Source organism: Alkalimonas amylolytica (assembly GCF_900107845.1).
Classification (GTDB): Bacteria; Pseudomonadota; Gammaproteobacteria; order Enterobacterales; family Alteromonadaceae; genus Alkalimonas; species Alkalimonas amylolytica.
In genome coordinates this window covers 44,515-56,675 of record NZ_FNRM01000014.1, presented here as the reverse complement: position 1 = coordinate 56,675, position 12,161 = coordinate 44,515, and the positions used below count along the sequence as shown (strand labels likewise).

Sequence of the window (12,161 nt, the reverse complement as noted above, 5' to 3'; positions counted from 1 at the left end):
CAGCGGGTTGGCGTCCCAGCGACCGCAGGGAGCGAGTGGTGCGCCTTGTTAGGTGGCAACTGCTTAGTAAGCATTACTCTTCTCTATATTGAAATTTGTAAGATTTAGTAAGTACAAGCACATATCAACATAAGTTTCTGCTGCCTTCTCGCCACCAGGGCTCCAGAGGTTCCACGCTTGGTATCTATTACTGTTAGCCATTTCAAATATCCATTGAGCACCATCCATGCCGATAATTTCTTCATCGGGCTTATATACCCAATTATCGAGCCGCTCGGCGACACTTCTAAGTTTACTAGCCTCTTCTGTTGTAAGTTCACGCTTGTTTTTAAACTGTACATTCCCAGGCGAGTATCCACCTGCGCCAGATAACTGCTTAGCATTTAAAATACACTTCTCATTGCATTCGACTCGAACAATTATTGGTGCATGAAAACTTCGTAGCCAGGTAAACCTATATATTTCATTTTCAGTCGGTAGTGTTATCGGATTTTCTCGTGCTGCACGCAAATGTTCTGAAAACCACTCCCTTTTAAAGGAATCCAACTCCTTCCACTCAGGAAAATAGTCATTCTTTATCGCAGCGCAGCCGACTAAAAAAAGGCCCATACAGAACACTATGGTCAATTTCACATATCCACCTAACAGCTTAATAGTTTGGAAAATCCCTTCTTTTCACACGGGATTTTCCCTTCTATCTGTTTCCGATTGTTTCAATCTAACGAACACCTCTCGCTAAATCAACAACTTAATAACAGACTGGGGAATTGAAGGTGTAAAAAGCAGGGGTTTTCTTTGCTCGTCGCTTGATCACAGCAATTTAACCAACCGCAGTTTATTCATCAAAGTAGGTGGCGCCTGGCTTTGGCGCTGGTTACCCGGCCAGATGCAACTGCCACAACGAAATACTAAAAGCAGGCTGCTGGTACTGGCCGTGGTGCCGGTTGGCTGCTTGCAGCAAACCCTTATCGAGCGCGGTATCAAACAACAAACACCAGTCGCCCGCTGGCAGGCTGATCATTTGTTCATGCTGGGCGGCATTAAACACAAACAACAAGCTGGCACCATCACGCATATTGCGAATACTGAACAAACAGCAAAGCCGCTCCGGATCATGCCAGTCGTGGCTTTGTTTTAGCTCCCCGCTGGGCAAATACCATTGCACCTGATGCTTATCGCCATGCAATTGATACTGCTCATCCAGCAGCGACAGTTGCTGCAAACAGGGGTAGCGCTTACGCAGCGCCATCAGTTGCTGCACAAACTGCAGAAAATCCTTCTGCTCACTGTCCAGTTGCCAGCTCAGCCAGCTGATGTCGTTGTCCTGACAATAGGCATTGTTGTTGCCGCGCTGGCTGTGGCTAAGCTCATCCCCACCCAGCCAATGGATCATGCCCTGGCTCAGCAGCAAGGTCGCCGCCAGGTTGCGTTTGTGCTGATAACGCTTAGCCGTGATACTTGCCTCACGGCTTGGCCCTTCCACCCCATGATTGCAACTGAGGTTATGACCATGGCCATCGCGATTTTCTTCGCCGTTTAGCCAGTTGTGTTTCTTCTCATAGCTCACCAGGTCCTGCAAGGTAAAACCATCGTGGTAACACAGATAATTGACGCTGCAACTGGCCGGCATGCGGTGCTTTTGAAAGATATCGCGCGAGCCCAGCAGCCGGGTGGTAAATTCGGCCAGGCTGCCTTTATTGCCGCGCCAAAAAGCGCGGAAGCTGTCACGGCATTTGTCATTGAGCTCTGCCCAAATCGCCGGAAACTGCCCCAGGTGATAGCCAAAAGGCCCCACGTCCCAGGGTTCAGCGATTAACTTGGCTTCACTGATCACCGGATCTTGCGCAATGATTTGAAAAAAAGCGGCATACGGATTAAAGCGCTTGTGTTCACGCCCCAGCGTCACCGCCAAGTCAAAGCGAAAACCATCCACCTGCATTTCGGTCAGCCAGTAACGCAACGCATCCATCACCAGTTTCTGCATCACCGGCTGAGCCACATTCAACGTATTGCCGCAGCCGGTAAAGTTACAATAGCTCTGATAATCGGTGATATCGGCATGGTTATGAAACAGGTAATACTGCCGGTTGGCAAGGCCACGAAAGCTCAATATTGGGCCATCGTCGCCGGCTTCTGCACTGTGATTAAACACCACATCCAGAATGACTTCGATGCCATGCTGATGGAAGGTGCGCACCATGGTTTTAAATTCGCTGACCGCATCTTCCAGCTGATAGCGCGGATCAGGGGCAAAAAAATTGACCGGATTATAGCCCCAGTAATTGCTCAGCTGCATGGCTTCAAGTCGGGGTTCACTCATAAAACTGGCCACCGGCAACAACTGAATACTGGTAATGCCCAGTTGTTGTAAGTGCTTGATAATCGAAGGGTGACATAAACCAAGATAGGTACCGCGTAACTTTTCCGGCACATCAGGGTGCAGCATGGTTAAGCCTTTGACATGGGCTTCGTAGATGATAGTTTGTTCGGTCGGGATCTGCGGCTTAGCGACGCCTTGCCAGTCAAAGTCATGGTGTGCCAGCACCCCTTTGCTGATAAATAACGGGCTTTTTTGCTGATACAAGTGCGACTGAAAACGCTGGGGCCGGTTCAGGCGCTTGCAGTAAGGGTCTATCAGCAAGCGCTCTGCATCAAAGCGCAAGCCGTGCACCGGTTTGTTGTCACCGGACGCGGCCAGTGCATACAAGGTGCCCGCCGGAATACCGGCCACCGCCAGGTGCCAGATATCGCCGGTACGACCGGTAAACGCCAGTTCAGCGATGGGCTCTTCGGTGTCAGCCTGGAATAACCACAGGGTAAGGGCTGTCGCATCCGGGGCATAGACCGCAAAATTCCACTTGTTATTGGCCTGCAATGAAGGGCCGAGCGGTTTGGGCTGGCCAACCTGTGCTTTTAACAAAGGCACCTGGAGTCCCATCATCAACCCCGGCGCCGCAGATACAAAGTGGATAACGGCGGCAAGTCCAGCACCAAACTGGCGGGCTGCCCCTGATGAGACTGAGACACAGCCGGTATGACAGTGCCAACGGCAAAGTTGCTGCCCCAATAGTAGCTGCTGTCGGTATTTAGGATCACGTCAAAGTCTCCCTCTGTGGCAACACCTAACCGATATTGGTTACGCGGAACAGGCGTAAAGTTACTGACCACATAGATGCGCTCACCGGCTGCATCCTGCCGGTAAAAGCTTAGCACCGAATGCTCGGCATCGTTGTGATCCAGCCAGCCAAAGCCCCTGTTATCGTAATCCAGCTGATACAAGGGCGCACAGCGTTGGTAACTGAGGTTTAAATCGCGAAACAGTTGCTGAATGCCGCGGTGTTTGTCGTAATCCAGCAGGTGCCAGTCCAGGCTGCGCTGATGGCTCCACTCCGATGCCTGCGCAAACTCCATGCCCATAAAGTGCAGCTTTTTGCCAGGATGGGCAAACATATAAGCGATATAGGCCCGCAGGTTGGCGGCTTGCTGCCACTCATCGCCCGGCATCTTGTGCAGCAAACTGCCTTTGCCGTGCACCACTTCATCGTGCGATAACGACAGCACAAAATTTTCGTTGTAATGGTACACCATGGCAAAGGTCAAATCGTTGTGATGAAACTTACGATAAGCCGGGTCTTTGCTGATATAACGCAGGCTGTCGTTCATCCAGCCCATATTCCACTTAAAGCCAAAGCCAAGGCCGCCCTGATCCACCGGTTTGGACACACCGGCAAAGGAGGTCGACTCCTCCGCAATGGTGATGGCATTCGGGAACTGTCGGTAGACTTCGGTATTGAGCCATTGCAGTAAACTGATGGCTTCGTAGTTGTGATTGCCACCATCCACATTGGGGATCCACTCGCCCGCTTTTCGTGAGTAATCCCAGTACAGCATGGATGCCACAGCGTCGACCCGCAGGCCATCGATATGAAAGTGTTCCAGCCAGTACAAGGCGCTGGCAACCAGAAAATGCCGGACGGTGTCTTTGCCAAAATCGTAGATGCAGGAATTCCAATCCGGGTGCCAGCCCCGGCGTGGATCTTCGTATTCATACAGCGCGCTGCCATCAAACCGTGCCAGGCCATGGCCATCGTCCGGGAAATGCGCCGGCACCCAGTCGAGGATCACCCCGATACCAGCCTGATGGCAGGCGTCGACCAGGGCTTTAAGCTCATCCGGGCTGCCAAAACGCGAGCTGGGCGCAAACAAGCCCAGCGGTTGATAACCCCAGGAGCCATCGAAGGGATGCTCCATCACCGGCAGCAATTCAATGTGGGTGTAGCCCATATCCAGTAAGTACGGGATCAGCTGCTCTTTTAGCTCAAGGTAACTAAGCGGCTCGTTGTTGTCTTTGCGCCGCCAGGAGCCCAAATGCAGCTCATAAATACTCATCGGCGCCTGATAATGCGGTACTGGCTTCCGTTGTTGCCAATCCTGATCGTGCCACTGGTAACGACTATGGTCATACACCTGAGACGCATGGGATGGGTACTGATCGGCCAGAAAACCGACCGGATCGGCTTTATGCGGCAGCAGATGCCCTTGCCGGTCTTTGATTTCAAACTTATAACGCACCCCGGCAGCAATTTCCGGCATCACCAGCACCCAATGACCGCAGTCGGTTTTCTGCATCGGGTGGCAACGGCCATCCCAATCGTTCATATCGCCAATCAGGCTTACACTGCTTGCATTAGGCGCATAGACAGCAAAGCGGGTTGCCTTAAGCTGCTGCTTGCCCGGCTCCAGTTCAATCAGCTGCGCACCAAGCTGGCGGTACAGGTTTTGTGGCTGGCTGTGGACAAAATGCACCGCATGGTAGGCCTCCTGCTGAAACTGATAAGGGTCGACCAGACGGTACTGATGCTTACCCTGGGTTACCTGCAATTGGTAAGGCGTGGTTTTACGCTTGCGCGGCAGCACTAAGCTAAAGAGCCCTGCCACCTCGGGATCCGGCTGACAGACGCCAAGGGATTTCCCTGAGGCTAAATCCAGAACTTCTACCTGATCAGCCTTTGGCAGGTAACAGCGGATGAGCCAGCCTTTTTGCTGCTCTTGCTCCTTATTTGGCTGCCAGTTGGGCTGCCAGCCCAGTAAAGAAAATGGTTGTGCACAACGTACTGCTGCCAAGTCTAGCGCCTGAATCATCCTGCTTCCTTTTTCGTTATCCGTTATTCACATGGTTTACTGATAAAGCCAGTCACGCCGGGCCTGGCTAAGTTGTTGCATCAACGCCAGTTGGTCAGGCTGCTCTGCCAGCTGCTCGAGTGTCTGGCTGAGCTTACGCCGCCAGTTCGGGTACTCGTCGCTGGTGCCAGGTACATTCACCGGTTGGGTCATTTGCATCCAGTCTTCCAGCTGCAAACACAGTAACTGGCTCTGTCCTTTTGCCAGGTGTAATTGCAAGGCCCGGGCCAATACCGGCTCCATCCCCACCTGGTCGACTTGACTTGGATAATCCTGTGGTAAGACACCATGGCCGTGCAGAGAATCCAGAATGCGTTGCTTGTTGCGATGGCGCTGCTCAAACAACTGCTGCAATTGGGCCGAATCCGGATAGAGGCCAAGCTGCTCGCCAAGCTTTAAATCATCGCAATGCCAAAACCCTATCAGCGTTGGTAAGTCATGAGTACAAAGGGTGGCCATCGCCTGCTGTGGGTAATGGGCCGGGGAAATAAATCCGCCATCTTCGGCCTGCTCAAAGAAAAACACCCGGTACGAATAGACGCCGTGCTGCTGCAACAAATCGCGAATGCCATCCGGTACAGTGCCGAGATCCTCCCCTATCACCAGCACCTGATTGCGCTGACTCTCCAGTGCTAAAATGCCCAGCAAGTCCATGATCGGGTAATACAGATAAGCCCCGCCCCGCGCATCTTCAGCGACTTTGGGCACCCACCATAGTCGCAGCAAAGCCATCACATGATCGATGCGAAGTGCACCAGCATGCTGCATATTGCTCCGTAGCAGGTCAATAAATGGTTGGTAGCCTTGCTGAAACAACGGCAAGGGCGACATCGGCGGTAAGCCCCAGTTTTGGCCCTGCGGTCCCAACGGATCCGGAGGGGCTCCGATACTGGCATCACGGCAATACAGGTCCGGGTTAGCCCAAATGTCCATTGAGGCTTCACTGACTCCAACCGCCAAATCACGATAAATACCCAGCAACATACCTGCCTCTTTGGCCGCATGCTGGGCCGCTGCTAACTGCCGATCAGCACAAAACTGCAGGTACGCATAAAAATCCAGCGCACTGGCCTGCTCTTTCGCAAAGGCTTTGACCGCAGCAGAGGCTGGATCTTTGTACTCCTGCGGCCAACTCGGCCAACCCCAGTGCTGGCTACTTTGGGCATACAAATGGCCATGCAAAGCATCGTACAAGGACTGCTGGTACAAACTATCGCCGCCAGCCTGCTTAAAATCGGCAAATGCGGCTTGTTCATCCGCCTTGGCATGCTCAACAAACCACTGATACAAATCGTGCATCACCGGCAACTTTAACTGCATCACGGCGCTGTAATCGACCCAGTCGCGATTACGCTGTTCAGCCAGCTGCTCTTTAAAAGCAGGCGCATTGACCCGTTGCTGACATTCAGCAGATTCGGTATAACCTGGCATAGCAGTCACATCAAGATAAATGCAATTGAGCCAACGCCGGGAAGAAGGACTGTAAGGGCTGGCATGTTCCGGCATAGCCGGGTACAGCGCATGGATCGGATTCAGGCCAACAAAGTCTGCACCCTGCCCGGCCAACAATTGCAGCAGCTGTTGCAAATCACCAAAGTCGCCAATACCCCAGTTGCGCTCTGAGCGCAAACCATAAAGCTGGACACTGACCCCCCATTGCTTGTTATCAGCAAAAGCAGCTGGCTGAAAACAGCGGACCGGTGTCACAATGAGCGACTGCTCGCACTTCAGCGCTGCCGGACTGGTCACCCGCAGCCGGTGATAGCCTGGTTCAAGATGGACCGTGATGGCATGCTGGTAAAGATGGTATTCCTGTTCATCGTGCTGATAGACCTGCAGCAGCTCCCCATCGACCGGTGTGAGCGAAAAACGATGCTGCTTTCCCGCTTCAGTGATGAGATTCAGTTTCAGTACCTCATTGGCCAGCGCCAGCGGCACACGCAGCTCAAGATGCAGTGGCTGATCTTGCTGCTGCACCGAGACCGGCACTAAAAGTTGTTGCCACAGTGCTTGCTGTTGTTGCTGCAAACTCTGGCTCAGGCTTGCTTCATCCGAGACATCAAAGCCTTGCGCAGCCAGTAAGGCCAATAGATTGGCTTCAGTGACGTGAAGCAACTGGCCATAGGCATCGGTGTAACTGGCTTCAATGCCGGCAAATTCCAAAGCCTGCTGTACGAGCGCTTTATTCATGGCGTCCTTCCTGCTTATTTTCTTTGCTATGCTGAGAATACTCTGAATTCAGGCTTTTTGCGTTATTTAATTACAAGAATTCGTATGCAACTGCATTTATCGCTTGAATATTTCGCCAAATAATGTAATTTTACTACAAAATAACGTTTAACCAAGGGGTGCTCTATGACCATTCGTGTTGCTATTAACGGTTTTGGCCGTATCGGCCGTAATATCTTACGGGCTCTGTATGAAACGAATAAGTCGTACGACATTAAAATTGTCGCGATCAATGATTTAGGCGATGCCGCCATCAATGCGCACCTGCTGAAGTATGACACAGCTCATGGTATTTTTCCGGCTCAGGTTGAACATTCTGACAGCGCGATTTTCGTCAATAAAGATGAGATCCGTACTTTAAGTGAGCGTAACCCAGCTAATTTGCCATGGAAAGAACTACAGGTAGACGTGGTGCTGGAATGTACCGGCCTGTTCACAGATCGCAAGACCGCTGGGGCCCACCTGGAAGCCGGCGCCAAAAAAGTCATTATTTCAGCCCCGGCTAAAAATGTGGATGCAACCATTGTCTATGGGGTCAACCACGACATCATTACCCCGGATATGACCATTATTTCCAATGCATCCTGCACCACCAACTGCCTGGCTCCTATTGCCAAGCCGTTGAATGATGCACTTGGCATTGAATCCGGCCTGATGACCACCATCCATGCCTACACCAACGATCAACGGTTAAGCGATGTGTACCATACCGATGTCCGGCGTGCCCGGGCTGCGGCTATGTCGATGATCCCTACCAAAACCGGCGCCGCGGCAGCTGTTGGTTTGGTGGTACCTGAACTGCAGGGTAAATTTGATGGTTTGGCGGTACGGGTCCCTACCCTGAACGTTTCCCTGGTGGATTTATGCTTTATCGCCGGTCGCAACACCAGCATCGAGGAGGTCAACGATATCATCCGTAAGGCTGCGGCAACGTCGCCATTAAATGAAGCACTGGCAGTGAACGATTTACCACTGGTCTCAGTCGATTTTAACCACAATCCAATGTCGTCTATCTTTGATGCCAGCGAAACCCGGGTCAATGGTCGTCTGGTCAAAGTGATGTCCTGGTACGACAATGAGTGGGGCTTTAGCAACCGCATGCTGGACAACACCGTCCAGATGATGAAATAACAGGATAGCACTGATGCCAGGCAGCATCCGGCAACAGCATGGTTTTGCCCATCTGACCGACTTGCCTTGCTGGCAGTTGCAGTTTGGAGCTGCCAGTGCGGTTATCAGCAGCTATGGTGCCCAGCTGTTGTCTTACCAACCAAGTCCTGGCGATGAACTGTTATGGTTATCGCCCAAGGCAAACTGGCAGCAACAAGCCATTCGTGGTGGTATCCCGCTGTGCTGGCCCTGGTTTGGGCCGGCTGATCCCGCGGTTATTCCTGACGCTACTTCACAGCCAGCGCATGGCTTTGCCCGAACCCGCCACTGGCAACTGAAACAACAACAGTGTACCGAAACCTTCGCTTCACTCACACTGCACTGCCTTTTTACTGACTTACCGCACTGTGCTACCCCAACCGAACTGCGACTTAACGTCTGTTTGAACCAGGATACGCTGCAGATCACGTTAAGCTGTGACCAGGCACTGCCGCAACAGGCGGCTTTGCACAGTTACTTTCGCCTCAATCAGCTGGAGCAATTGAGCGTTCGTGGTCTTGGTACTCATTATCTGGATAAAGTCAGCCAGCAAACGCGCAAAGATGGCTGCGAGCCGGCCCGCCTGGAGGGGGAAACCGATCGCATCTACCTGCAAGCTGGAACAAAGCTGTTGCTGCAGGATGCTGGCCAAAGGGTCTATCTGCAGCAATCAGGCCATGACAGCTCGGTGCTGTGGAATCCTGCTGCAGCCAAAAGCCGTGCTTTAAAAGACGTAGCGGATGATGGTTATCAGCAGTTTGTTTGTGTGGAAACGACCCGGCTCGACTGGCAAGCGGCTCCTTTGCAGCTCAGACAAACCCTTTCTCGCAGCCCAGCAAGCCGCGGTTAACGCCAGCTGCTTTGAAACAGCTCCGTAATCAGCTGTTCACGACCATCCGTGTATTGTATGTGCAGCTCCAATCGCCACTTCATATTAGGATCGGTACAGGCCCCTAGTAAAAACTCTGCCTGCCATAAGCTTGCTTCGATTTGACGAAAGCGAATAGGCACTCGGCCCATGTACATGGAAACACCCGTCACCTCCGCTGTGATGGCAGCAATAGCTTCCACCGATTGCAGCTGTAAAGTAAGAATTGATTCGACAGGAATGCTGGCAGGGCTTATCGACAGCTGCTTTGCTGTGCTATCATAGAGCAAAAGCTCGGATTGATCAGTCACTTGCGCTGGTTGGCAGCCTATTGCATTTAAGATACAGCATAACAATATGCATACACGAAGCTGTGTGGCATTCACCATGGATGGTACCAAGCCCATTTGCTAAAGAAAGGCAGCTGATTCTACATCGAATACAGCAAGACGGCCAAGATAACCTACACTTGTTTACTTAGTAAACAAGGACTTTGTTCTAAATCATAAAAGCGGCGGATTCAACTATCTTTTGCAAAGTGAAAACTTTATCATCCGCACCCAGAATAGCCCAAAGTGGGTACTGCACAGTGACGTGTGTATCGGCTTTGAGTGATAAAAAAAGGGCCACTTCCCGCAAGTGGATATTTTGTAACCAGCGAAACTGCAGTGGAACTCGATATGAGCCAGACTAAATCGTTAGAAGTTGACTACAACTATAGCGTTGTCCGCCTCTTTACCCTTGCTACCATCCTTTGGGGCATTGTCGGTATGGCGGTAGGTGTACTGATTGCAGCCCAATTGTATTGGCCTGCCCTGAACTTTGACATTCCATGGCTGACTTACAGCCGTCTCCGTCCTCTTCATACCAATGCGGTCATTTTCGCTTTTGGTACCAGTGCCTTGATGGGGACTGCTTATTACATCGTGCAACGCACCTGTCAGGTCCGGCTCTTTGCGGAAAAGCTGGCTATGTTCACCTTCTGGGGCTGGCAAACGGTGATTGTACTGGCTGCCATCACCCTGCCACTTGGCATCACGCAATCAAAAGAATACGCTGAGCTGGAGTGGCCCATTGATATTCTGATTACCGTGGTTTGGGTATCGTTTGCAGTGGTATTTTTTGGCACCCTGGTAAAGCGTAAGACCAGCCATATTTATGTGGCCAACTGGTTCTATGGTGCTTTCATTATTACCGTGGCGGCACTGCATCTGGTGAATAATATGGTGATTCCACTGAACCTGGTGAAATCCTACTCCATTTATGCCGGTGCTGTCGATGCGATGATTCAGTGGTGGTACGGCCATAACGCCGTAGGCTTCCTGCTGACCGCGGGCTTCTTAGGGATGATGTACTACTTTGTGCCTAAACAAGCGGGTCGTCCGGTGTATTCGTACCGTTTGTCGATTGTGCACTTTTGGGCACTGATTGCGCTCTATATCTGGGCTGGCCCTCACCACCTGCACTACACCGCCTTGCCAGACTGGACGCAGTCGCTGGGTATGGTGATGTCTGTTATTCTGTTTGTGCCTAGCTGGGGTGGTATGATCAACGGGATCATGACGCTGTCAGGTGCCTGGCATAAACTGAAAACTGACCCGATTTTGCGTTTCCTGATTGTATCTCTGTCGTTCTACGGCATGTCGACCTTTGAAGGCCCAATGATGGCGATCAAGTCCGTGAATGCGTTGTCGCACTACACCGACTGGACTGTTGGGCACGTGCATTCCGGCGCTTTGGGCTGGGTTGCCATGATCACCATAGGTGCCACCTATTACCTGATCCCTACCCTGTTCAATCAAGGTCGGATGTACAGCATTAAACTGATCAATACGCATTTCTGGCTGCATACTATTGGCGTGGTGCTCTACATCGTTGCCATGTGGATCTCCGGTATTATGCAGGGCATGATGTGGCGTGCAGTGAATACCGACGGCACCCTGACTTACAGTTTCGTTGAGAGTGTTGAAGCCTCTATGCCGTTCTACCTGATGCGCTTTATAGGCGGTGTCTTTGTGCTGGTGGGTATGTTTGTTATGGCATACAACGCCTACAAAACCCTGCGTGCAGAGAACCACTCTCTGAAGCCTGTTGCTGAAGCTGTGGCCTAAGGAGCGAGCAATGTCGAATAAAAATCATCACGAAAAAATTGAGAAAAGTGTTGGCTTGCTGGGTATCTTTACCATCATCGCCATCAGCTTTGGTACCCTGGTACAGATTACACCCCTGATGTATCTGGAAGAAACCACCACCCCAGTGCATGGGCTACGTCCTTATACCGCACTGGAAATGGAAGGCAGGGATATTTATATCCGTGAAGGTTGTAATAACTGCCACAGCCAGATGATCCGACCTTTCCGTTCAGAAGTGGAGCGTTATGGCCACTATTCGGTTGCCGGTGAGCATGTCTGGGAACACCCACACTTGTGGGGTTCGAAGCGGACTGGCCCGGATCTGGCCCGTGTTGGTGGCCGCTACAGCGACGACTGGCACTATGCCCACATGATGGACCCACGCTCGGTAGTGCCTCAATCCAATATGCCGGCCTACCCTTGGTTAGCTGATCGTGTGCTGGATGGCCGCTATACCGCCCGTAAGCTCGAGATTTTCCGAAGCCTTGGCGTGCCCTACACCGACGAAGATATTGCCGGTGCAGCCGCAGCCGTTCAAGGTAAAACTGAAATGGATGCTCTGATTGCCTACCTGCAATCACTGGGCACACACTTGAAGTGAT

Annotated in this window: 9 protein-coding genes; 4 read left to right on the top strand and 5 right to left on the bottom strand. The window is 51.8% G+C overall.

The features are described from left to right. Window positions 1-63: 63 nt before the first annotated feature. From BLW37_RS17870 to malQ, 4 genes are all read right to left on the bottom strand, one after another. A complete protein-coding gene (locus BLW37_RS17870; protein ID WP_139243632.1) occupies window positions 64-633 on the bottom strand; it encodes a hypothetical protein in 570 nt (189 codons plus the stop codon). A 241-nt stretch (window positions 634-874) separates the two neighbouring features. Next, window positions 875-2,938 (bottom strand): glycogen debranching protein GlgX, encoded by a 2,064-nt coding sequence (glgX, locus tag BLW37_RS17865; protein ID WP_091345359.1) that lies wholly within the window; start codon window positions 2,936-2,938, stop codon window positions 875-877. Window positions 2,939-2,940: 2 nt separating this feature from the next. Next, complete coding sequence (gene glgB, locus BLW37_RS17860) at window positions 2,941-5,142, bottom strand: 1,4-alpha-glucan branching protein GlgB (RefSeq protein ID WP_091345357.1); 2,202 nt, start codon at window positions 5,140-5,142, stop codon at window positions 2,941-2,943. Between the two features lie 36 nt (window positions 5,143-5,178). After that, entirely contained in the window at window positions 5,179-7,371 is a 2,193-nt protein-coding gene (gene malQ, locus BLW37_RS17855; protein ID WP_091345355.1) for a 4-alpha-glucanotransferase, read from the bottom strand. A 165-nt stretch (window positions 7,372-7,536) separates the two neighbouring features. On the opposite strand from malQ, the gene gap reads away from it, so the two are divergent. Together gap and BLW37_RS17845 are read left to right on the top strand one after the other, a co-directional pair. After that, window positions 7,537-8,541, top strand: coding sequence for a type I glyceraldehyde-3-phosphate dehydrogenase (gap, locus tag BLW37_RS17850; protein ID WP_091345353.1), 1,005 nt, complete (start codon window positions 7,537-7,539; stop codon window positions 8,539-8,541). 13 nt (window positions 8,542-8,554) lie between these two features. Continuing rightward, the gene (locus BLW37_RS17845; protein ID WP_091345352.1) at window positions 8,555-9,409 is read left to right on the top strand and encodes a D-hexose-6-phosphate mutarotase; all 855 of its coding nucleotides are present in this window, start codon (window positions 8,555-8,557) and stop codon (window positions 9,407-9,409) included. On the opposite strand, the gene BLW37_RS17840 is transcribed toward BLW37_RS17845, so the two are convergent. Continuing rightward, entirely contained in the window at window positions 9,406-9,738 is a 333-nt protein-coding gene (locus BLW37_RS17840) for a hypothetical protein (protein ID WP_139243752.1), read from the bottom strand. The genes BLW37_RS17845 and BLW37_RS17840 overlap by 4 nt on opposite strands. 369 nt (window positions 9,739-10,107) lie before the next feature. On the opposite strand from BLW37_RS17840, the gene ccoN reads away from it, so the two are divergent. Together ccoN and ccoO are read left to right on the top strand one after the other, a co-directional pair. Then, window positions 10,108-11,538 (top strand): cytochrome-c oxidase, cbb3-type subunit I, encoded by a 1,431-nt coding sequence (ccoN, locus tag BLW37_RS17835; protein ID WP_091345348.1) that lies wholly within the window; start codon window positions 10,108-10,110, stop codon window positions 11,536-11,538. Window positions 11,539-11,548: 10 nt separating this feature from the next. Continuing rightward, entirely contained in the window at window positions 11,549-12,160 is a 612-nt protein-coding gene (gene ccoO / locus BLW37_RS17830) for a cytochrome-c oxidase, cbb3-type subunit II (RefSeq protein ID WP_091345347.1), read from the top strand. The last annotated feature ends 1 nt before the right edge of the window (window position 12,161 follow it).